This is a genomic window from Frigoribacterium salinisoli, assembly GCF_054781095.1.
The window spans coordinates 153,409-175,141 of record NZ_BAAGVB010000001.1 but is presented as its reverse complement, the minus strand read 5'-3'; the positions used below and the strand labels follow the sequence as shown (position 1 = coordinate 175,141).

The 21,733-nt window shown below is 74.9% G+C and carries 20 protein-coding genes; 3 read left to right on the top strand and 17 right to left on the bottom strand.

Translation table 11 applies throughout. From position 1 onward, the window contains the following. Positions 1 to 56: 56 nt before the first annotated feature. Both ACYVHQ_RS00840 and ACYVHQ_RS00835 read right to left on the bottom strand, forming a co-directional pair. Positions 57 to 977 carry an oxygenase MpaB family protein gene (locus ACYVHQ_RS00840; protein WP_460510019.1) on the bottom strand — a complete coding sequence of 307 codons (921 nt, stop codon included), beginning with the start codon at positions 975 to 977 and terminating at the stop codon, positions 57 to 59. A 71-nt stretch (positions 978 to 1,048) separates the two neighbouring features. After that, positions 1,049 to 1,867: an SDR family oxidoreductase gene (locus ACYVHQ_RS00835; protein ID WP_460510017.1), complete on the bottom strand. Its 819-nt coding sequence runs from the start codon at positions 1,865 to 1,867 to the stop codon at positions 1,049 to 1,051. A gap of 155 nt (positions 1,868 to 2,022) precedes the next feature. Here ACYVHQ_RS00835 and ACYVHQ_RS00830 point away from each other — a divergent pair, with 155 nt between their 5' ends. Continuing rightward, positions 2,023 to 3,702, top strand: a complete 1,680-nt coding sequence (locus tag ACYVHQ_RS00830) for a long-chain-fatty-acid--CoA ligase (RefSeq protein WP_460510015.1) — start codon at positions 2,023 to 2,025, stop codon at positions 3,700 to 3,702. Between the two features lie 34 nt (positions 3,703 to 3,736). On the opposite strand, the gene ACYVHQ_RS00825 is transcribed toward ACYVHQ_RS00830, so the two are convergent. From ACYVHQ_RS00825 to ACYVHQ_RS00805, 5 genes are all read right to left on the bottom strand, one after another. Then, on the bottom strand, positions 3,737 to 4,192 hold the full coding sequence (locus ACYVHQ_RS00825; protein WP_460510013.1) for an SRPBCC family protein: 456 nt from the start codon (positions 4,190 to 4,192) through the stop codon (positions 3,737 to 3,739). A 42-nt stretch (positions 4,193 to 4,234) separates the two neighbouring features. After that, positions 4,235 to 5,704 (bottom strand): phytoene desaturase family protein, encoded by a 1,470-nt coding sequence (locus ACYVHQ_RS00820; protein ID WP_460510011.1) that lies wholly within the window; start codon positions 5,702 to 5,704, stop codon positions 4,235 to 4,237. After that, the gene (locus ACYVHQ_RS00815; RefSeq protein ID WP_460510009.1) at positions 5,701 to 6,711 is read right to left on the bottom strand and encodes an SDR family oxidoreductase; all 1,011 of its coding nucleotides are present in this window, start codon (positions 6,709 to 6,711) and stop codon (positions 5,701 to 5,703) included. The genes ACYVHQ_RS00820 and ACYVHQ_RS00815 overlap by 4 nt, the downstream gene beginning before the upstream one ends. Positions 6,712 to 6,796: 85 nt before the next feature. Beyond that, positions 6,797 to 7,594, bottom strand: coding sequence for a hypothetical protein (locus ACYVHQ_RS00810; RefSeq protein ID WP_460510007.1), 798 nt, complete (start codon positions 7,592 to 7,594; stop codon positions 6,797 to 6,799). A gap of 166 nt (positions 7,595 to 7,760) precedes the next feature. Beyond that, positions 7,761 to 8,438, bottom strand: a complete 678-nt coding sequence (locus ACYVHQ_RS00805; protein ID WP_460510005.1) for a DedA family protein — start codon at positions 8,436 to 8,438, stop codon at positions 7,761 to 7,763. Between the two features lie 195 nt (positions 8,439 to 8,633). Between ACYVHQ_RS00805 and ACYVHQ_RS00800 the strand changes: the two genes are divergently transcribed. Continuing rightward, the gene (locus tag ACYVHQ_RS00800) at positions 8,634 to 8,960 is read left to right on the top strand and encodes a DUF7882 family protein (RefSeq protein ID WP_460510003.1); all 327 of its coding nucleotides are present in this window, start codon (positions 8,634 to 8,636) and stop codon (positions 8,958 to 8,960) included. Here the strand turns inward: ACYVHQ_RS00800 and ACYVHQ_RS00795 are convergent. The 10 genes from ACYVHQ_RS00795 to mnmA form a co-directional block, all read right to left on the bottom strand. Next, complete coding sequence (locus ACYVHQ_RS00795; RefSeq protein WP_460510001.1) at positions 8,957 to 9,325, bottom strand: DUF3054 domain-containing protein; 369 nt, start codon at positions 9,323 to 9,325, stop codon at positions 8,957 to 8,959. The two genes, ACYVHQ_RS00800 and ACYVHQ_RS00795, sit on opposite strands and share 4 nt — an antisense overlap. Further along, entirely contained in the window at positions 9,322 to 9,981 is a 660-nt protein-coding gene (locus tag ACYVHQ_RS00790) for a spermidine/putrescine ABC transporter substrate-binding protein (protein WP_460510000.1), read from the bottom strand. Before ACYVHQ_RS00790 ends, ACYVHQ_RS00795 begins: the two co-directional genes overlap by 4 nt. Positions 9,982 to 10,045: 64 nt before the next feature. Further along, the gene (locus ACYVHQ_RS00785; protein WP_460509998.1) at positions 10,046 to 10,879 is read right to left on the bottom strand and encodes a DUF3097 domain-containing protein; all 834 of its coding nucleotides are present in this window, start codon (positions 10,877 to 10,879) and stop codon (positions 10,046 to 10,048) included. Next, positions 10,872 to 11,717, bottom strand: coding sequence for a hypothetical protein (locus ACYVHQ_RS00780; RefSeq protein WP_460509996.1), 846 nt, complete (start codon positions 11,715 to 11,717; stop codon positions 10,872 to 10,874). The genes ACYVHQ_RS00785 and ACYVHQ_RS00780 overlap by 8 nt, the downstream gene beginning before the upstream one ends. Positions 11,718 to 11,805: 88 nt before the next feature. Continuing rightward, positions 11,806 to 13,305, bottom strand: coding sequence for an Asp-tRNA(Asn)/Glu-tRNA(Gln) amidotransferase subunit GatB (gatB, locus tag ACYVHQ_RS00775; protein ID WP_460509994.1), 1,500 nt, complete (start codon positions 13,303 to 13,305; stop codon positions 11,806 to 11,808). Beyond that, the gene (gene gatA / locus ACYVHQ_RS00770) at positions 13,305 to 14,852 is read right to left on the bottom strand and encodes an Asp-tRNA(Asn)/Glu-tRNA(Gln) amidotransferase subunit GatA (RefSeq protein WP_460509992.1); all 1,548 of its coding nucleotides are present in this window, start codon (positions 14,850 to 14,852) and stop codon (positions 13,305 to 13,307) included. The genes gatB and gatA overlap by 1 nt, the downstream gene beginning before the upstream one ends. A gap of 2 nt (positions 14,853 to 14,854) precedes the next feature. Then, entirely contained in the window at positions 14,855 to 15,154 is a 300-nt protein-coding gene (gatC, locus tag ACYVHQ_RS00765) for an Asp-tRNA(Asn)/Glu-tRNA(Gln) amidotransferase subunit GatC (protein WP_460509990.1), read from the bottom strand. A 79-nt stretch (positions 15,155 to 15,233) separates the two neighbouring features. Further along, positions 15,234 to 16,685 (bottom strand): alpha/beta hydrolase, encoded by a 1,452-nt coding sequence (locus ACYVHQ_RS00760; RefSeq protein WP_460509988.1) that lies wholly within the window; start codon positions 16,683 to 16,685, stop codon positions 15,234 to 15,236. A gap of 132 nt (positions 16,686 to 16,817) precedes the next feature. Then, on the bottom strand, positions 16,818 to 19,241 hold the full coding sequence (gene ligA, locus ACYVHQ_RS00755; RefSeq protein WP_460509986.1) for an NAD-dependent DNA ligase LigA: 2,424 nt from the start codon (positions 19,239 to 19,241) through the stop codon (positions 16,818 to 16,820). A gap of 7 nt (positions 19,242 to 19,248) precedes the next feature. After that, positions 19,249 to 20,367 (bottom strand): tRNA 2-thiouridine(34) synthase MnmA, encoded by a 1,119-nt coding sequence (gene mnmA, locus ACYVHQ_RS00750; protein WP_460509984.1) that lies wholly within the window; start codon positions 20,365 to 20,367, stop codon positions 19,249 to 19,251. A 46-nt stretch (positions 20,368 to 20,413) separates the two neighbouring features. On the opposite strand from mnmA, the gene ACYVHQ_RS00745 reads away from it, so the two are divergent. After that, positions 20,414 to 21,724, top strand: a complete 1,311-nt coding sequence (locus ACYVHQ_RS00745; RefSeq protein WP_460509982.1) for an MFS transporter — start codon at positions 20,414 to 20,416, stop codon at positions 21,722 to 21,724. The last annotated feature ends 9 nt before the right edge of the window (positions 21,725 to 21,733 follow it).

Genomic DNA, 21,733 nt, shown 5'->3' with positions numbered 1-21,733 from the left:
TCGGGTGGGCCTCCTGCCGTCGCTGCGGCGCAGCGGTCAGGAGGCCCGACCCGCGCTCACGGCGCCGGTCGCGCCCCGAGGCGCTCGAGCCGGGCGAGGGCGTGCTCCTCGGCGACCGGACGCGGGCCGAGGACGCCGCCCACGCCCTTGAGCATGAGCGCCGCGGGACCGCGCGTGGGCACGCGCACCGGTCCGACGCGCGGGGCGCGCAGGTCGAGCAGCTCGCGGAAGCGCGGCTGCAGCGTGCCCACGGCCCCCTGGAAGAGGACCGGGTAGCCGGCCCGCAGCACGGGGAAGAGCGGCGGCCGTCGGATGAAGCCCACGACCGCGTCGGTGCGGTCGGTGCGCTCGAGCACGCCTCGACGGTCGAACGCCATCAGCTGGTCCTGCATCTCGGCGACGCTGCGAGGAGGGTCCTGCACGCCCATGAGCTCGCCCGCCGTGGCCCACTCGCGCACGTAGGCGTCGGGGCCGCCGGGGATCGGCGCGTCGTTCCACTCGAGGTACGCGGCGAGGAACGAGTCGGCGAAGGCCATGTGCACCCAGCTCAGCAGCTCGGGGTCGTTGGCCGCGTAGGCGTGCTCGACGCCGTGCCGGTCGCGGTAGGTGCCGACCACCTTCTCGTGCAGGCGGCTGACCCAGCGGGACGCCGAGGTGGCCGCGTCGCGGCTGCCGTACGAGACCGTGTAGATCCAGCGGATGGTGCCGGCGAGGCGGCCGAGCGGGTCCTCGCGGAACCGCGAGTGGTCGTGCACGCCCGCGAGCGCCCCCGGGTGCAGCGCCTGCACGAGCAGGGCGCGCACGCCGGCGGGGATCGACGTCATCGCCCCGTGCACGGCCCAGACCGCGGACCCGGGGGCGAAGAAGCCCTCGTCGTCGCCCTCGGCGAGCGCCGAGACCCACTCCGGCGTGCCCGTGTACTGGCCGTTGAAGGTGTACTGCAGGCGAGCGCGGAGCGGTTCGGTGAGGGCGGGCACGGCTCGATCATGCGCCGCGGGACCTGACCGGTCGCCGTGGATCGGCGACCGGTCAGGTCGTGGGACGGCGGCTACGCCCCGTGCGCCTCGACCGAGACGGACTGCCACGCGTTCCAGGTGGCCAGGCGTCCCTCGTAGTCCTTCGTGGCGATGCCGAGCGGCGCCTTGCCGAAGAAGATGCGCAGGGGCGGCTCCGCGGCGTCGACGACGGTGAGGATCGCCGCGCGGGTCGCGCGCGGGTCCCCCGGGTCGGCCGCCGAGGGACGCTTCGACGCGGCCTCCCTGACCTCGGCGTAGGCCTCGATCTCGTCGCTGCGGGACGCGCTCGGCCCCGACCAGTCCGTCGAGAAGCCGCCGGGCTCGACGAGCGTGACGTGCACGCCGAAGCCCGCGACCTCCTGCGCGAGGGACTGGCTCAGGCCCTCCAGCGCCCACTTGGAGGCGTGGTAGATGCCCACGGTCGGGAACGCGCTGATGCCGCCGATGCTCGACACCTGCACGATGTGGCCGCTGCCCTGCGCGCGCAGGATCGGCAGGGCCGCCTGCGTGACCCAGAGCGCCCCGAACAGGTTCGTCTCGAGCTGGGCCCGGGCCTCCTGCTCGCTGAGCTCCTCGACCATGCCGAAGTGGCCGTAGCCGGCGTTGTTGACGACGACGTCGAGGCGGCCGAAGTGCTCGGCGGCCCGCTGCACCGCCGCGACGTCCGCGTCGTGGTCGGTGACGTCGAGCTCGAGCGGCAGGAACGTCTCGGGGTACTGCTCGGCGAGGGCGTCGACGGTCTCGAGCCGCCGGGCGGTGCCGGCGACGCTGTCGCCGCGCTCGAGGGCCGCCTCGGCCCACTCGCGGCCGAAGCCCTTCGACGCGCCGGTGATGAACCAGACCTTGCTCATGGATGTCGTCCTTCCTCGGGGGGGGGTGCGTGGTCATCGTGCTCCCGCGCCTCGGGCCGCCGCCCGGCGGGCGTCCAGGCTGCCCGACAGGTGACGCGCGTCCGCGAGCGGCCCGCCACCGCACGGCACCGTCCGTCGCCCCCTAGGGTGAACGGGTGACCATCGACACGCCCCGTCCCTGGCTGGCCTCCTACGCTCGCGACGTGCCCGACGACATCGAGCCCGTCGAGGGATCGCTGCTCGACCTGGTCGAGGGGTCGGCGCGCGAGTTCCCCCGCCGCGTCGCGCTCGAGTTCTTCGGCGCCACCACGACGTACGCCGAGCTGCAGGAGCAGGTCGAGCGCGCCGCCGAGGGCCTCAGGAGGCTCGGGGTCGGCGCCGGCGACGTCGTCGCGCTGGTCCTGCCCAACTGCCCGCAGCACGTGGTCGCGTTCTACGCCGCCCTCCGCCTCGGCGCGGTCGTCGTCGAGCACAACCCGCTCTACACGCCGCGCGAGCTGCGCCACCAGTTCGAGGACCACGGCGCCAAGGTCGTCGTCGCCTGGACCAAGGTCGTCGCGACGATCCAGGACTTCCCCTCCGACGTCGCCGTCGACCACGTGGTCTCGGTCGACGTCACGCGCGCCATGCCCCTCGGCACCCGCACGGCCCTGCGCCTGCCGGTCGCGAAGGCCCGCGAGTCGCGCGAGCGCCTCGTCGCGCCCGTGCGCGGCACCACCCCGTGGGAGACCGTGGTCGGCGCCCGGCGCCTCGCGAAGAAGCACCCGCGGCCCGGCACCGACGACCTCGCCGTGATCCAGTACACGAGCGGCACGACGGGCACGCCCAAGGGCGCCGAGCTGACGCACGCCAACCTCCTGGCCAACGCCGCCCAGGCGCGGGCCTGGGTGCCGACGATCCCCCGCGGCACGGCCGTCGTCTACGCGGTGCTCCCGCTGTTCCACGCCTACGGCCTCACGCTCTGCCTCACCTTCGCGATGAGCATGGGCTCGCGCCTCGTGCTCTTCCCGGCGTTCGACCCGCAGCTCGTGCTCAAGGTCCTGCGCAAGCGCCCGCCGACCTTCCTCCCCGCGGTGCCCCCGATCTACTCCCGGTTGCAGAAGGCCGCCGACGACGCCGGCGTCTCGCTGCAGGGCATCGACATCGCGATCTCGGGCGCCATGCCCCTGCTCGCCGAGGTCGTCGAGCCCTGGGAGGCCGAGAGCGGCGGCTGGCTCGTCGAGGGCTACGGCCTCTCGGAGTGCTCACCGGTGCTCATGGCCAATCCCGTCGCGGCGCACCGCAAGCCCGGCACCGTGGGCCTGCCCCTGCCCTCCACCGAGGTGCGGGTCGTCGACCCCGAGTCGCCCACCGACGACGTCGCGCCCGGCGAGAGCGGCGAGCTCATCGTGCGCGGGCCGCAGGTGTTCCGGGGCTACCACCGCAAGCCGCAGGAGACCGCCGACGTCTTCGTCGGCGACGGGTGGTTCCGCACCGGCGACATCGGCGTCGTCGACGACGAGGGATTCGTCCGCATCGTCGACCGCATCAAGGAGCTCATCATCTCGGGCGGCTTCAACGTGTCGCCGAGTGAGGTGGAGGAGGCGCTGCTGCGCTTCGACGGCGTCGCCGAGGCCGCCGTCGTCGGACTGCAGTCGCCCGGTGGCGAGCAGGTCGCGGCCGCGATCGTCGTGCGGCCCGGGGCCGAGGTCGACGTCGCGGAGCTCCGCGCCTTCGCCCGCCAGCAGCTCACGCCCTACAAGGTGCCCCGCCGCATCGTCGTCGTCGACGAGCTGCCGCGCTCCCTCATCGGCAAGGTGCTGCGCCGCCAGGTGCGCGACCAGCTCTCCCGCTGAGGCCGACCGCCACGGTCGGCCGGGCCTCCTGCGCTCAGGTCGGCGGGCGCACCGTGCGCTGGCGGCCCTCGGCCAGCCAGGCCAGGCGCTGCAGGGCCTCGTGGTTGCGGAGGCGCAGCGCCAGGTCGGCCACGGGTCGCGGCACGAGGGCGCCCGGCCCCGACACGGCGTCCTCGCGCAGCCGGACGAGGCAGCCCCCGGCGCGGTCCTGGACGTCGATCGTGACGCGCGCCTCGCCGAGCGGCCAGCCCCGCGCCAGCAGCACGGCACGGCGGGGCGGGTCCCACTCCTCGAGGCTCGTGCTGTCGTCGACCACGGCCGGCCAGATGCCGAAGGAGTGGTGGATCTTCGCGCCGACGCCCGGCCAGTCCAGCTCGACGTCACGGATGCGCGACGCCCCCACCACCCAGCTCGGGAAGATCCAGCCGTCGGAGAGGATGTCGAAGACGTCGTGGGGCGACGCCTCGACGAACCGCGTGTTCGTGCTCATGCCCCCATCGTGGCGTGCGGGAGGGCTCCGCGCGAACCCGCGTCACCTGCTCGACGGTCGCGCGGCCCCGGGTGACAGGTCGGGCAGGCGGTCGATGCCGAACTCGTGCCGGAGGGCGCTGCGGGCCGCGTAGGCCCCGCCGAGGCCGTGGACGCTCGGCCCGGGCGGCACCGACGACGACGCGAGGTACACGCCGTCCACGGGCGTGCGCCACGGGTCCGTCGACAGCACCGGACGCGCGATCAGCTGCTTCATCGACGGGGCGCCCGACGCGATGTCGCCGCCGATGTAGTTCGGGCTGTACGTCTCGAGGTCGTCGGCCGACCGGCTGCTCGAGGCGAGGACGAGGTCGCGGAACCCCGGGGCGAAGCGCTCGAGCTGCTGCGTGATCGCCTCGGTCATGTCGACCGTGCTGCCGTTCGGCACGTGCGCGTAGGTCCAGAGCACGTGCTGCCCGGCCGGTGCCCGCGAGTCGTCGACGACGCCGGGCTGCACGGCCAGCACGAACGGCGACTCGGGCTGCACGCCCCGGGCCACGGCGTGCTCGGCCCGCGCGATGTCCTCGCGCGTGCCGCCCAGGTGCACGGTGGGCGTGCGCCGCAGCTCCTCGACGGTCCACGGCACCGGGCCGCTCAGGGCGAAGTCGACCTTCGCCGCTCCCCCGCCGTACCGGAACCGCTCGAGGCGACGACGGTAGCCGTCGGGCATGCGGTCGCCCGCGATCGCCACGAGCTGCCGGGGCGTGACGTCGAGCAGCGTCACGCGCGCGTCGAGCTCGTCGAGGGACGTGACCTCGTGGTCGGTCTCGATGGTGCCGCCGTGCGCGCGCAGGTCGTCCGCCAGGGCGTCGACGATGGACTGGCTGCCCCCGCGGGGCACCGCCCAGCCGTAGCCGTGCCCGTGCACCGCCAGCGCGAGGCCCGCGGCCGACGCGGACAGGCTCGGCATCGGTCGGATCGCGTGCGCCATGACCCCGGCCAGGAGGGCCCTCGCCTCCGGCGTGCGCAGGCCGGCGTCCCACCACGGCCCGCCCTGGTGCAGGATCCTCAGGCCGAACTCGACGATCGCCCGCGGGTGGCGGGGCACCTGCAGGATCGGCGACAGCGTGAACTGCGACAGCTCGTGCTCGAGGTCGACGAGGCGCGAGAACAGTCGGCGCCAGGTCGGCCCGTCGACGCCGAGGCCGTCCACCGTGCGCTCGAGGTCGCGGTGCGCGATGCCCGCCGTCCCGCCGTCGATCGGGTGGCCGTACGAGATCTCGGGCACGAGCATCTCGACGCGCTCCTCGAGTCCCCAGCGGCGGAAGAAGCCGGAGGCCAACGCCATGGGGTGCACGGCCGAGCAGACGTCGTGCCGGAACCCGGGCACCGTGAGCTCCTGCGTCCGGGCACCGCCGCCGATCGTCGGCGCACGCTCCAGGAGGCGCACCGACAGCCCGGCACGGGCGATCACGACCGCCGCGGCGAGGCCGTTCGGACCGGCCCCGACGACCGCGGCGTCGACGCGGCTCACGCCCGGCGTCCCCGACCCAGCAGGGTGGCGACGGTCGCGACGGAGGCCGCGACGCCTCCTGCCGCTGCGGCGTAGCTCAGACGGCGGTGCCGGGTGTACCAGATCTGCGGCGAGGTCGTGCGGGCCTGGTCGTCGAAGATGCCGTGCGCGCCGTGGTCGCCCGCCACGGGCTCGTAGAGGTTGTCGGGCAGCATGGGCTCGCTCTTCTCGGGCGCCTGCTGCCCCGAGTACGCGGCCTTGGCGAGGTAGCTGTCGAGGAACCCCGCGACGAAGCGGTTGCCGAGCACCGTCTTGACCGTGGGCTCCCCGATCCAGTTGCGGCGGCGAGGGCGGTCCGCGACGTCCGCGATGGCGCGCGCGCCCACCTCGGGCTGGTAGATCGGCGGCACCGGCTTGGGGTGGTGCGGCAACCGGGAGCGCACCCAGTTGAACTGGATGGTGTTGAGGGCGGGCATGTCGACGGTGCTGATCCTGACGTTGCTCCCGTTGTGGATCAGCTCGCTGGTCACCGACTCCGTGAAGCCCTGCACGGCGTGCTTCGCGCCGCAGTACGAGGCCTGGAGCGGGATCCCCCGGTGCGCGAGGGCCGAGCCGACCTGGATCACGTGCCCGCGGTCGCGGGGCACCATGCGGCTGAGGGCCGCCCGCGTGCCGTTCACGAAGCCGAAGTAGTTGACGTGCGTGGCCCGCTCGAAGTCCTCGGGGCGGGTCTCGAGGAACTCCCCGAAGACGCCGACCATGGCGTCGTTGACCCACAGGTCGATGGGGCCCCACTCGCGCTCGACGCGATCGGCCGCTGCCTCGACCTGCTCCCGGTCGGCGACGTCCGTCGGGATCGGGAGCGCACGACGCCCCCGGTCGGTGACGTCGAGGGTCGCGCCGGCCAGGCCGTCCTCGCCCCGGGCGAGGATCGCGACGTCCCAGCCGCGGTCGGCCAGCTCTCGGACGGCGGCCCGGCCCAGGCCGGCGGTGCCACCGGTGACGACGGCGATCTTGGACGTGCTCATGCTGCTCCTCGCTGACGGCTCCGTGAGGGCGGCCCGTCTCGTACGGTCGTGGGAGGGCCACGGTAGTCCGCGGCCCCTGGTGACGTCAGATGTCGAAGCCGCCGAGATCGCCGCCGCCGAAGCCGTCGCCGAAGCCGCCACCGTCGCCGCCCCACCCACCGTCGCCGGAGCCGCCCCCGCCGTCGCCCCACCCGCCGGCGTCGCCGGCCGGGTCGCCCTCGCCCCCCGCGAGCGAGGGGTCGTCCCCGGCCGCGTCCGCCGAGCCGTCGCCGGCGTCGCCCTCGGCACCGCCGTCGGCCGTGCCGTCGACGGGAGGCAAGAACGACCCCACGATCGCCGAGCCGATGACGTACCCGGCCACCGTGCCCAACAGGCTGCCGCCGATCATCGAGCCCAGGCCGGGCCCCTGGCGTCGGCCGCCCTGCTGGGGGTCGCCCTGCGACGCGCCGCCCTGCTGCGGGCCGAGCGTCCGCTCGAGCGTGCCCGGCTGCCGCAACTCCGACCGCGTCGCCGCCTGCGCGAGCGACGCCGGGTCGTCGCCCCGCGGCGCCTCGCCCTGCGGCGCGTCGGCACTGAGCTGGTCGAACACCAGGCGCCGCTGCTCGGGGGTGAGCCGGCCGAACGCCTCGGCGTGCACCTGCTCGATGGCCTCCGGCGGAGCCGTGCGCAGCAGGTAGCGGTACCGCTCGACCGCGATCTCGTCCTCCGACCGCGGCGACGCGGGGGCCTGCCGGGCCGACGGCTGCTGCCCGTACTGCTGCTGCCCGTAGGGCTGCTGCTGGCCGTACTGCTGCTGGCCGTACTGCTGCTGCCCGTAGGGCTGCTGCTGGCCGCCCTGGGGGCCGGCCGGCTCGCGTCCGAGGAGCCTGTCCAAGAATCCCATGCTGTCGTCCCGTCGCTCGGTGGTGTGACCCCCGAGCGTAGGCACGGGCAGGAGGCCGCGCCTGGGCGGGGGCCGGGCGTCGCCTCCGAGACGCCCCGGCCCTGCGGGACGGACGGGGCGGGTCGCCCGTGGGGGCGGGCGGACCGTGGGCTGCTCCCCGCGGGACTCAGGCCGTCGTGCCGCGGTCGCGTCGCCGTCGACGGAGGCGGCGCACGACGAGGGCTGCGAGGACCCCCGCGAACGCTGCGTACACGACGTAGTCGAGGTACCCCGACCACTGGTCGACGAGGTGGTACTGGCTGCCGAGCAGGGCGCCCGCCGAGATGAGCAGGCCGTTCCAGAGCCCGCTCCCGACGATCGTGAAGACCGAGAACGCGAACAGCGGCATCCGCTCCGCGCCGGCCGGCAGCGAGATGAGGCTCCTCACCCCGGGGATGAAGCGACCGAAGAAGACCGCACCGCGCCCGTGCCGCGAGAACCAGCCCGCGGCCCGCTCGAAGTCCTCCCGGTCGACGAGGGGCAGCCGCGCCAGCCAGCCGATGCTGCGCTCGAGCCCCGCCCAGGCGCCCAGGCCGTAGAGCACCAGCGCGCCGAGGTACGCGCCGACCGTGCTGAGCACGACGAGCAGCACGAGGTCGAGGTCGCCCGTGCCGGCCAGGACGCCCGCGAGCGGCAGCACGACCTCGCTGGGGATCGGTGGGAACACGGTCTCGACGAAGGTGAGCAGGCCCACGCCCCACTCCCCGAGGGCGGCGATGACGCGCGCGGCGATCCCGACGAGGCCTCCCTCGTCGGTCGGGCTGCTGCTCGCGGCGAGGAGGAGGAGGTCGGGGGCGGCGCTCATGGGGTCCCTGTGGTCGGTACGGGTGCCGCCGCCGGGTCGTCGGCGGCGATCGGCTCGGATCGGCAGGCCCAGGGTGGCAGGTGCTCCTGGGGCGGAGCCCGGAGCGGTGCCCGCCGATCCGACGCGGTCCCGTGCCGGGGAGTACGGTCGGACCAGCACGTCCGCCCCCCGCCGGGGCACAGGAGACAGGAACGCATGGGCTCGCTCACGTACGGCACCTCGGGCACCGAGGTCCACTTCGACGACCGCACGCTCGAGCACCTGCAGGTGGTGATCGCCACGAAGCTGCGTCGTCGCGAGTCGTTCTTCTTCTCGTGGCGGGGCACGGGCGACGGTGGGGGCGGCCGCAGCAGCATCTGGCTCGACCCCGCGATCCCGCTCTGGTTCGACTACGAGGGCGACCGGGTCCCCGCGCTGAACCGCGAGTGGCTCGGCGAGCTGACGGCGTCGTCGAACAGCAGCAGCGGGCTCGTCCTCACCGACGAGCCCACCCCCGGGTCCGGGTCGGGCCAGGGCCGCTAGCGGCTCCTCCGGCGGCGCCGCACGACGTGCGCCACGGACCGCCAGCCCAGCAGCAGCAGCACCCCGAGCACGACCGTCGCCACGACGACGAAGCTCGCCTGCACGCCCTGGTCGCTCGCGACGCGCAGCAGCATGCCGATCCCGACGGTCACGGGCCAGACGACGAGCCCCGAGGTCGGTGCGGACGCGCGGCGTCGCAGGGCGAGCAGGAGGCCGTGGCCGGCCAGGGCACCGAGCGCGAACGGCCAGAGGGTGGTCAGCAGGCCGAGCAGGGCCTGGCCCTCGTCGTGGCTGCGCCGCCCCACGACCACGAAGAGCAGCACGGCGGCCAGGTCGACCGCGAGGGGGACGCCGCGGGTCCTCACGGCGCCCCCGGCACGTCGAGGGTCTGCGACAGCTCGGCGAGGAGCGCCTCGACCTGGGGCTCGACGAGCCGCTCGACGGCGTCGGCGATGCGCTCGCGCTGCTCGAGCAGGGCGAAGCAGACGGCGGTGCCGACGCTCCGGGCGTGCTCGTCGGCGAGCTCGAGCTCGCGCCGCAGGGCTGCCTTCGCCTCGTCGCTGTACTCGGTCGGGGCGGGCGGCGGGAGCGGCGGCGGCTCGGCCGCCTCGCCCGTCGGCGCTCCCGTCAGCTCCGCGAGGGTGAACAGGAACGGTTGGTCCGGCTCGGGCTCGGGATCGAGGTCGAGCCCCTGGAACTCGAGCGCCAGGCCCTCCTGCGGCTGGTAGCCCTGGTCGCCCGGTCGCTCGGCGCGGCGCAGCTCGCGGTCGACGAGCGGCAGGTTGCGCGTCGTGTACACGTCGACGGCGTCGTCGACGACGACGCGGAGCCGGTTGAGCAGGGCGTGCTGCACCGCGTGCGGGACCTCGTGGTCGAAGCCCGCGGCGGTGGCGACCGGCGAGCCGAAGCAGACGCGGCACACGCGGGTGCGGGCACGGGAGGTCCCGATGGTCCAGCGGGGCAACCAGCGCAGCCAGGCGTCGACGGCGTCGCGGACGCGCCCCTCGATCTCATCGGCCATGCACCGACTGTACGGCCGACGCGCCCGACGGGCGCGGCGCGCACGGGGCGAGCCGTCGCCCCGCTCAGGCCGTGGTGACGAAGTCGATGAGCTCCTCGACCCGGCCGAGCAGGGCCGGCTCGAGGTCGGCGTAGGTGCGCACGCGCGACAGGATGCGCTGCCAGGCCCGCGCGATGTCGGCCTGGTCCTCGTGCGGCCAGCCGAGCGCGTCGCAGATGCCGTGCTTCCACTCCACGCTGCGCGGCACGACGGGCCAGCGCTCGAGCCCGAGGCGACCGGGCTTCACCGACTGCCAGACGTCGACGTAGGGGTGGCCCACGACGAGCACGTGCTGCCCGAGCGGGCTGCGGGCGACCTGCTCGGCGACGCGGCTCTCCTTCGAGCCCGGGACGAGGTGGTCGACGAGCACGCCGACGCGCCGGTCGCTGCCGGGCCGGAAGTCGCGCAGCACCTCGGTGAGGTGGTCCACGCCCTCGAGGTACTCGACGACGACGCCCTCCACCCGGAGGTCGGCGCCCCAGACCTTCTCCACGAGCTCGGCGTCGTGCCGGCCCTCGACGAAGATGCGGCTCTGCCGGGCCACGCGGGCCGTCTGCCCCTCGACGGCGAACGAGCCCGACGCCGTGCGGGCCCGCCCCTGGCGCACCGCGGGCCGCTGCAGGCGGACGGGCTGCCCGTCGACGAGGAACGACCCCGTCACGGGGAAGGTCCGCACGCGGCCCTTCCAGTCCTCGAGCTCGAGCGTCCCGGCCTCGAGGCGCACCACGGCCCCCGTGAAGCCCGATGCCGCGTCCTCGAGCACCAGGTCGAGCACGAGGTCCGTCGGCGTCGGCTCGGGGCGCCCCGCCTGGCGCCAGCCCGACGCGAGCACGTCCCGTCCGTACCTGTCGTCATCCACGTGGTGTCCTCCCGTCCGTCCCCCTGCTGGTGCCCCCGGTGGCTCCGGGCCGCTTGGGCACCGGCTGGTAGGGCCGTGCCGGTCGTCCCGCACCCTGCTCCCCCGTGCCTCGTGCGGGGCCCCCCGCGGTCCCGGTGGAGCGGGCCCCGCGGGCCGTCGCGCGCCCCGCGGCGGCGTCGCCCCGTGTCGTCCCCTGCGGGTTCCACGAGCTGGTGTCCCGGGCTCCGGTCGCCCGCGCGGGACGGGCCGGCCGCTCCGCCGCCGGGGGGCGCGGCGGCACGGGGGTCGTCCGGGACCGCGCCGGCGGCGGCACTCGGGCGTCGCCCCCGACGTCGCGCACGCCCCGGGTCGCGGGGGTCCGTCGGGCGACCGGGTCCGCCGCGCTCCGCGCCGGCGGCGTCCACCTCGTCAGCAGGAGGAGCCCGCCGCCGACCAGCACGAGCACCGTGACGGCCGAGATCGCGGCCGGGACCCACCAGGCGGCCAGCGGCCCGCCCCGCTGGGCGAGGACCGTCGCGACGAGCTGCAGGGCGAGCGACCACCAGACCACGGCGACGCCGAGCGAGACGTGGTGCAGCAGTCGCGCGCGCAGGACCGGCCGTCGCGACGGCACCTTCCAGTGCGCCGCGTGGGGCACCCACACGTGGCGGGCCGGCGTCAGCAGCACGGCGGCCGCGGCCACGACCCACGCGATCGCGAGCCCCACCACGACGAGACCGGCCACGAGCAGGAGGTCCGACCGGCTCGCGGCGAGGCCGCTGCCGCCCGACTCGGCCAGCTGGACCAGCACCACGCGCCGCGGCAGCGTCGACCGGGCCGCGAGCAGGGCGACGAGCACGGCCAGCAGGCCCGCCCCGGCGGGGCGGGCCGAGCGCAGCGTGCCCAGGAGGCGCGCGCCGGGTCGGGTGGTCGTGGTCCGGCTCCGGTCAGGCCTGGGCGCGCTCGAGGACGAGCTCGCGCACGCGCGCGGCGTCGGCCTGGCCCTTCATGGCCTTCATGACCGCACCGATGACGGCACCGGCCGCCTGGACCTTGCCGTCGCGGATCTTCGCGAGGACGTCGGGCTGCTGGGCCAGCGCCGCGTCGATCGCCTCGACCAGCGCGCCGTCGTCGGAGACGACCTTCAGGCCGCGCGCCTCGACGACCTCGACGGGCGAGCCCTCGCCCGCGACGACGCCCTCGAGCACCTGGCGGGCCAGCCGGTCGGTGAGGTCGCCCGACTCGACGAGCGCCACGATCTCGCTCACGTGGAGCGGCGACACGAGCGACGACGGCTCGACCCCGCCCGCGTTGGCGAGACGGGCGATCTCGCCCGTCCACCACTTGCGTGCGGCCTGCGGGGACGCCCCCGCGGACACGGTGTCGACGATCTCGGTGAGCAGGCCGCCGTTGACGACGTCCTGGAACTCGAGGTCGGTGAAGCCCCACTCCGCCTTGAGCCGGCGGCGACGTGCGACCGGGGCCTCCGGCAGGGCGAGCCGGAGCTCCTCGACGAGCTCGCGGGAGGGCACGACGGGCAGCAGGTCGGGCTCCGGGAAGTAGCGGTAGTCGTCGGCGTCGCTCTTGGGGCGACCGGCCGACGTGCGCCCGGTGTCCTCGTGCCAGTGGCGCGTCTCCTGCGTGATCGTGCCGCCCGCGGCGAGGACCGCGGCCTGGCGCTGGATCTCGTACCGGACGGCCCGCTCGACGGAGCGGAACGAGTTGACGTTCTTCGTCTCCGTGCGCGTGCCCAGGGCCTCCTGGCCGCGGGGGCGCAGCGAGACGTTGGCGTCGCAGCGCAGGTTGCCGCGCTCCATGCGCGCCTCGCTGACGCCGAGGGCGCGGACGATGTCGCGGATCGTCGAGACGTACGCCGCACCCAGCTCGGGGGCGCGGTGCTCGGCCCCGAAGATCGGCTTCGTGACGATCTCGACCAGCGGGATCCCGGCACGGTTGTAGTCCACCAGGGAGTACTCGGCGCCCTGGATCCGGCCCGTGCTGCCGCCGACGTGCGTGAGCTTGCCGGCGTCCTCCTCCATGTGCGCCCGCTCGATGGGCACCGTGAAGAGCGTGCCGTCGGCGAGCTCGACCTCGACCGAGCCCTCGAAGGCGATCGGCTCGTCGAACTGGCTGATCTGGTAGTTCTTCGGGTTGTCCGGGTAGAAGTAGTTCTTCCGGGCGAAGCGGCTGCTCTCGGCGATCGAGCAGCCGAGCGCGAGGCCGAGGCTGATCGAGTACGTCACCGCCTGCTCGTTGACGACCGGCAGCGAGCCGGGCAGGCCCAGGTCGACCGGCGTGACGTTCGTGTTCGGCGCGCCGCCGAAGGCGTTCGGCGCGTCGCTGAACATCTTCGTCGCGGTGCCGAGCTCGACGTGCACCTCGAAGCCGAGCACCGGCTCGTAGCGGCGGAGCGCCTCGTCGAAGTCCATGAGGTCTGCGCGGGCCATCAGACTGCTCCCTCGGTCGCGGCGTGCTGTTCGGTGGCGGTCAGGTCGGGCGCCCTGGAGATCAGGGTGTGGCCCCAGCGCTGCTCGAGCAGCTGCTCGAGCGCCGCGCCGTACTCGTAGAGGCGGGCGTCCTGGCGGGCGGGCGCCATGAACTGCAGCCCCGTCGGCAGGCCGTCCTCGGGCGCGAGGCCCATGGGCACCGTGATGCCGGGCACGCCCGCGAGGTTGGCGGGGATCGTCGTCAGGTCGTTGAGGTACATCGACAGCGGGTCGTCGACCTTCTCGCCGATCGGGAAGGCCGTCGTCGGCGCCGACGGCGAGACGAGCACGTCCACCTGCTCGAACGCCGCGGCGAAGTCGCGCTGCACGAGCGTGCGCACCTTCTGGGCACTGCCGTAGTAGGCGTCGTAGTAGCCGGCGCTGAGCGCGTACGTGCCGAGCACGATGCGGCGCTTCACCTCGGGACCGAACCCGGCCTCGCGGGTCGCCGCCATGACGTCCTCGACCGTGCTGCGCCCGTCGGGCACGACGCGGAGGCCGAAGCGGACGCTGTCGAACTTCGCGAGGTTGCTCGACGCCTCGGCCGGGAGGATCAGGTAGTAGGCGCTGATCGCGTGCTCGAAGCTCGGCGCCGAGACCTCGACGATCTCCGCACCGGCCGCCGCCAGGAGCTCGAGGGCCTCCGTGAAGCGCGTGCGGACGCCCTCCTGGAAGCCGTCGCCGCCGGCGATCTCGCGGACGACGCCGACGCGCACGCCCTGGAGCGCGCCTCCGGCCATGCCGCGGCGCGCCGCGTCGGCGAAGGACGGCCACTCGTCGCGCAGCGAGGTGGAGTCGCGGGGGTCGTGCCCGCCGATGACGTCGTGCACGAGCGCGCTGTCGAGCACCGTGCGGCTCACCGGACCGATCTGGTCGAGGGAGCTGGCCAGGGCGATCGCGCCGTAGCGGCTCACGCCGCCGTAGGTCGGCTTCACGCCGACGGTGCCCGTCACGGCCCCGGGCTGCCGGATCGAGCCGCCGGTGTCGCTGCCGAGGGCGATCGGGGCCTCGTAGGCCGCCACGGCCGCGGCCGAACCGCCGCCCGAACCGCCGGGGATCCGGTCGAGGCTCCAGGGGTTGTGCGTCGGGCCGTAGGCCGAGTACTCCGTCGACGAGCCCATCGCGAACTCGTCCATGTTGGTCTTGCCCAGGGGCACGAGGTGCGCGGCCTTGAGCTTGGCGACGACCGTCGCGTCGTACGGCGGCACCCAGCCCTCGAGGATCTTGCTGCCCGAGGTCGACGGCATGCCGACCGTGCAGAGGACGTCCTTGAGGGCGATCGGCACGCCCGCGAGCGGCCCGAGCGGCTCGCCCGCGGCACGGCGGCGGTCGACGTCCGCCGCGGTCTCGAGCGCCGTGGCGTCGACGTGGAGGAACGCGCGCACGTCGCCGTCGACGGCGGCGATGCGGTCGAGGTGCGCCTGCGTCACCTCGACGCTCGAGACCTCGCGCGCGGCGAGGGCCTCGCCGAGCTGGGCGGCGGTCGACCTGATGAGGGAGTCGGTCACGGTCACTGCTCCTCTCCGAGGATCGCGGTCACGCGGAAGCGCGAGCCGTCGTGGTCGGGAGCGCCCGAGAGGGCCTGCTCCGCGGTGAGCGTCTCGCCGGGCACGTCGGGGCGCGTGACGTTCTCGAGCGGGATCGGGTGGCTGGTCGCCGGGACGTCGTCGGTCGCGACGGCAGAGACCTTCGCGACGCTGTCGACGATCTGGACGAGCTCGCCGGTGAGCCTCTCGATCTCGTCGGGGGTCAGGGCGATGCGGGCGAGGCCGGCGAGGTGCTCGACCTGCTCACGCGTGATCTCAGACATGGGGCTCCGTCACGGTAGGGCTCGGGGTACCGGTCGATCTTACGGGGCGGCGACGGCACGGGGGCCCGACGCGTGCGCGTCAGTCCCGCGGCCAGAGCTCCTGGGGGCGCACGAGCGTCAGCCCGGGCGGACCGGGCCGGGGCTGGTCCGGTCCCGTCGGCGCCGTCGACGGGCGCCCCACGAGGTCGCCCCTGCCGAGCGCCACGAGGGCGATGTCGCGCACCGTCTCGGTGCCCGGGAGCAGGTAGTCGTTGTGGCCCAGGGCGGCGCCGAGGCGGACCCGCGTGACGGGGTCCACCGTGCCCCCCGTGTGCAGCACGACGCCGCCGAAGGCCGCCACCGCCGGGTCGGCGCCGAAGAAGGCCGAGCCGGCCACGGGGTCGAAGCTGCCCGCGGCCGCGTAGACGTCGGCGTGGCGCACCGCCAGGTCCGAGGCCCGGCCCACGACGCTGCCCGGAGAGCCGAGCACGACGAGCGAGTCGACCGCGATGCGGCCCGACGACAGCGCGAGCGTCGACGTCGTCGAGCCGTACGAGTGGGCGACGACCGTCACGCGGGCGGGGGCGTCGGCCCGCGACGCGTCGAGGCCGAGCAGGGCGTCCTCCAGCTGCCCCGCGCCCGTGCGGGCCAGGTCGAGCGTCGCGAAGTTGGTGAGGTCGGGCGTGCGGTAGCCCATCCAGGCGACGACCGCCGTCCCGGCGCCGGGTCCGTCCCCCGGGTCGAGGCGCTGAACCCAGGTCGCCTCCTCCTGCTGCACGTGGCCCGCCGTCTCGGACCAGTCGACGAGCTGGCCCGTGACCGTGAACAGCATGCCGGGCACGAGGACGGTCACGTCCTCGGCCGCGTCGAGGTCCCCGACCGACACCGCCGCGCGGCCCGGGAGCACGGGGTCGAACGCGACCAGGCTCCGGTCGGCCCAGCCCGACGAGCGGTCCTGCACCGCCCGGAGCACCTGCTGCAGCATCGCGAGCCGGGCGGCGTCGTCGTCGCGCTCGCGGTCGGTGCCGAGACGCGCGGCGGTCGCTCCCAGCACCGAGGCCAGCTGCCGTTCGTTGGCCGCGGCGCGGTCCGCGTAGGGCAGCCCCTCGAGGTTGCCGACCACGCCCGGGAGGGCGTCGACGAGCAGGTCGCGCCGGTCGGGCGGCAGGGCGTCCCACCACGCCTCGGTGCGCCGCGCGTCGAGCCGAGGGGCCAGGGCCGCCGCCAGCGACGCCGCGGCCTCCCCCGTGTCGTCGACGGCAGCGGGCGCCCCGTGCACGGCTGCGGGCGGTGCCGAGCCCAACGCCCCCAGGCAGCGGGAGGCGCCCGTCCCCTCGTCCACGACCTCGTCGCAGGCGGCCAGCGCCCCCGGCGACGTGGGCGGGCGCGTGCGCGGAGCCCCGGCAGGAGGGTCGTCGAACGCCCGCCACGGGGCCTGCTCGACGACCGCGACGGTCGACGGAGGTGGGGGCGGGTCCGTTCCGACCTGTCCGCCGAGGCCCACGATCTGGGCCGAGGTGGACAGGACGGCTGCAACGGTCAGCAACAGCACGTCGGGTCTTCCCCTTCAGCACGTGCTCGGCCACCGCCTCCCTACTGGCGGTGTCGACACGTCCTCACATGCTAGGAGGCGAGACGGCCGACATGCCAGGGCGAGGAGCGGGGCACCCCGTGTGCCGGCGCCTCAGCTCGCGGACGGGCTCTCGCTGCCGGCCTCGGCGGCATCGGCGGGGTCGGCCTCGGTGCCGGCGGCGTCAGCCGTGTCGGCGGCATCGGCCGCGTCGGCGGCATCGGCGGCATCGGCGGCATCGGCGGGTCCGGGCTCGATCGCCGACGGACCCTCCGTGACGAGCAGGGCGAACTGGGCCGCGTCGATGACGCGCACGCCCAGCTGCTCGGCCTTGGCGAGCTTCGACCCCGCGCCCGGCCCCGCCGCGACGTAGTGGGTCTTCTTGCTCACGCTGTTGCCGGCCTTGCCGCCCGCGGCGAGGATCGCCTCTTGTGCTCCCTCGCGGGTGAAGCCCTCGAGCGAACCCGTCGCGACGACCGTGAGGCCGCTGAGCACGCCGCCCGCTGCGGCGGCGGCCCCGGGACCGGGGTGGTCGGGGGTCGTGAACCGCACGCCCGCGGCGGTCCAACGATCGAGGATCTCGCGGTGCCAGTCGACCTCGAACCAGGCCAGGAGGGCGTCGGCGATGATGCCGCCCACGCCGTCGACCGCGGCGAGCTCGTCACGGCTCGCGGCACGGATGGCGTCGAGCGAGCCGAACCAGTCGGCGAGCGCCCGGGCGGCCACCGGGCCGACGTGCCGGATGCTGAGGCCGACGAGGATCCGCCAGAGGGGGCTCTGCTTCGCGGCGTCGATGTTGGCCAGCATCTCGAACGCGTTCTTGGAGGGGTACCGGCCGGGCTCGCCCCGGTGGTCGGCGCCGCGCGCCCCGGGGTCGAAGGGCGGATCGGTCTTCTTGCGCGCCCGGCTGAACGGCGTGACGCGCTTGGGCTGGCCGTCGTCGGTGAGCCGGACCATGCCGGTCTCGGCGTCGCGCACGACCACCTCGATGCCGACGATGTCCTGCATCGTGAGGTCGAAGAGACCCGCCTCGGTGCGCAGCGGGGGCGCCTCGGGCACGAGCGGCTGCGTGAGCGCCGCCGCCGCGACCTCGCCCAGGCCCTCGATGTCGAGCGAACCGCGCGACGCGATGTGCTCGACCCGGCCGCGCACCTGCGCGGGGCAGCTCTCGGCGTTGGGGCAGCGCAGGTCGACGTCGCCCTCCTTCGCGGGCCGCAGCGGCGTGCCGCACTCGGGGCAGTCGGTGGGCATGACGAACTCGCGCTCGGTGCCGTCGCGGAGCTCGACGACCGGGCCGAGCACCTCGGGGATCACGTCGCCGGCCTTGCGCAGCACGACCGTGTCGCCGATGAGCACCCCCTTGGCCTTGACGACCTGCTGGTTGTGCAGGGTCGCCTGCCGCACCTCGCTGCCGGCGACCTCCACCTTCTGCATGACCGCGAAGGGCGTGGCCCGGCCCGTGCGACCGACGCTCACGACGATGTCGAGCAGCTCGGTGTGCACCTCTTCGGGCGGGTACTTGAAGGCCGTGGCCCACCGGGGCGCCCGGGAGGTGGACCCCAGCTCCTCGTGCAGGCCGAGGTCGTCGACCTTGACCACGATGCCGTCGATCTGGTGCTCGACGCTCGCGCGTCGCTCCCCGTAGCGACGGATGAAGTCCTGGACCTCGGCGATCGTGTCGAAGACCCGGTAGTGGCTCGAGGTCGGCAGCCCCCACCCGGCGAGCAGGTCGTAGACCTCGGACTGGGCGTGCACGCCCGCGTCGCGCTGGAGCTCGCGCACCGGCCACGCCCCGATGCCGTGCACGAGCATGCGCAGCCGGCGCAGCCGGTCGTGCATCAGCGCCCGCTTCTCGGGCGACTTGCCCTCCTCCTTCTGGCGGAGGCTGCCGGCGGCGGCATTGCGGGGGTTGGCGAAGACGCGCTCGCCGGCGTCGCGCTGGCGCGCGTTGAGCTCGTCGAACTCGGCCACGGGGAAGAAGATCTCGCCGCGGACCTCGACGAGCGCCGGGTGGCCCTCGCCGGAGAGGCGCTCGGGGATCGTGCCCATCGCGAGCACGTTGCCGGTGACGTCCTCCCCCACGACGCCGTCGCCGCGCGTCGCCGCCGTGACGAGGCGACCGTGCTCGTAGCGCAGGTCGATGGCCAGGCCGTCGATCTTGAGCTCGGTGAGGAACCGCACGCGCTCGCTGCCGGCGTCGCGCTCGACCTTCGCGGCCCACTCCGCGAGCTCGTCGTCGTCGAAGACGTTGTCGAGGCTGAGCATGCGCTCGGCGTGCTCGACGGGCGCGAACTGCGTCGTCTCGGCGCGGCCGCCCACGGTCTGCGTCGGGCTGTCGGGCTTCTGCAGCTCCGGGTGCCGCCGCTCGATCGCGTCGAGCCGGCGCACCAGGGCGTCGTACTCGGCGTCGCTGACGGTCGACGCCGAGGCGCCGTAGTACTCGTCGCGCAGCTGCAGCACGCGCGCGGTCAGCGCCTCGGCCTCGTCGCGGGCGGTGGCGAGGTCGTCGGGCACGGGCCCGGTCCCGGCGTCGCTCACGGCGGGCCTAGGCGGGGACGGGCACGGCGCTCACCGTGCGGTCGATGGTGCACTGGCCGAGCACTCGCGTGCCGACGTAGACCACGGCCGTCTGCCCGGGGGCGACGCCGTCGAGGGGGGTCCGAGGGGTGATCACGAGTTCGTTCTTACCCTCAGCCGCCGACACGCGGGCCACCGCGGGGACCGGGTCGGCGTGCGCGCGGATCTGCACGTCGCAGTCGAAGGCCTCGGTCGGGTCGGCAGGAGGCCGTCCCGCCCAGGTGAAGGAGGTCCCGGCGATCTCGCCCACCGCCAGGGCCTCCTTGGGCCCGACGACGACCGTGTTCGACACCGGCCGCACCTCGAGCACGAAGCGCGGGCGGCCGTCCGGGGCCGGGCGCCCGAGGGAGAGGCCGCGGCGCTGGCCCACGGTGTAGGCGTGGGCGCCGTCGTGCTGCCCGACGACCGAGCCGTCGCGCTCGACCACGTCGCCCGGAGCGCTGCCGACGCGCTCGGCGAGCCAGCCGCGGGTGTCGCCGTCGGGGATGAAGCAGATGTCGTGGCTGTCGGGCTTCGACGCGACGCTGAAGCCGCGCTCGGCGGCCTCGGCGCGCACCTCCGCCTTCGACGGCGTCGCCCCGAGCGGGAACACAGCGTGCGCCAGCTGCTCGGCCGTGAGGACGCCGAGCACGTAGGACTGGTCCTTCGCCCAGGCCGACGCCCGGTGCAGCTCGCGGTCGCCCTCCGCGGTGGTGACGATGTCGGCGTAGTGCCCGGTGCACACCGCGTCGAAGCCGAGGGCCAGCGCCTTCTCGAGCAGCGCCGCGAACTTGATGCGCTCGTTGCAGCGCATGCAGGGGTTGGGGGTGCGACCCGCCGCGTACTCGGCGACGAAGTCGTCGACGACGTCGAGGGCGAAGCGCTCCGAGAAGTCCCAGACGTAGAACGGGATGCCGATCAGGTCGGCGGCCCGGCGGGCGTCCATGGCGTCCTCCACGGTGCAGCAGCCCCGGCTGCCCGTGCGGAGGGTGCCGGGCATCCGGCTCAGGGCGAGGTGCACGCCGACCACGTCGTGGCCGGCCTCGACCGCCCGTGCCGCGGCGACCGCCGAGTCGACGCCACCGCTCATCGCTGCCAGGACCTTCATCCGTCCAGTGTAGGTCGACCCCCGCAGGGCGTAGCGTTGTCCCGTCATGACCTCGGACCAGCCCGCCTTCAGCTTCCGGTCCGTGGCCCTCTCGGCCTTCCTGCCGGCCGCGCTCTTCGCCATCGGCGAGGGCGCGATCATCCCGGTGATCCCGGTCGTCGCCGACCGCCTCGGCGCCTCCCTCCCGCTGGCGGGCTTCGTGGCCGCGCTGATCCTCGTCGGCGAGCTCGTCGGCGACGTGCCGAGCGGCTGGCTCGTGGCCCGCATCGGCGAGCGCACGGGCATGATCGGCGCGGCCCTGGCCAGCATCGTCGGCCTCGTCACCTGCCTCCTCGCCCCCACCACGTGGGTGCTCGCGATCGGCGTCTTCGTGATCGGCCTCTCGACCGCGGTCTTCGCCCTCGCGCGGCACGCCTTCATGACGACCCACGTGCCGTTGGCCATCCGCGCCAGGGCGCTGAGCTCGCTCGGCGGCGTCTTCCGCCTGGGCGCCTTCGTGGGTCCGCTGATCGCCGCGGGCGTCATCCACCTCACGGGCACGGCCCAGTCGGCGTTCGTCGTGCACGTCGTCGCCTGCCTCGGTGCCGCGGCCGTGCTGCTCGTGGTGCGCGACCCGGCCGCGACCGCCGGGACCGGGGCGGGCCTCCGGCCGTCGTCCCCCGCGACCGCCACCGCCACGGCGAGCGCGGGCGAGCAGGCCGAGCGGGCCGTGCGCGGGCTGTTCCCGACCCTCTGGGCGAACCGCGGCGTGCTCGTCAAGCTCGGCAGCGGGGCCGCGCTCATCGGTGCGATGCGCTCCGGTCGCCAGGTGATGCTGCCGCTCTGGGCCGTGAGCATCGGGCTCGGCGACTCGACGACCGCGCTGATCATCGGCATCGCGGGCGCGGTCGACTTCGCGCTCTTCTACACGAGCGGCCAGATCATGGACCGCTGGGGACGCCTCGCCAGCGCGCTCCCCTGCATGCTCGGGCTGTCGGCCTCGTACCTCGCGCTCTCGGTCACGCACGACGCCGACGCCCGCGTGCAGCTGTTCGTCGTCGTCGCGCTCGCGATGAGCCTCGCGAACGGCATCGGCAGCGGGATCCTCATGACCCTCGGCGCCGACCTCGCCGACCCGCGCGACCCCGCGCCCTTCCTCGGGGCCTGGCGCTTCACCGGCGACGCCGGCAGCGCCGCCGCGCCCCTGCTCGTGTCCGGGCTCACCGCCGTCGCGTCGATCTCGGTCGCGAGCGCCGCGATGGGCGTGCTCGGGCTCGTCGGTGCGGGCGTGCTGCTGCGCTACGTGCCACGGTACGTGCCACGGCACCGCCCCCGACCGGAGGCGGACCCGCCGCCGGCCAGCGACGACCTCACCTGATCCGCCCCT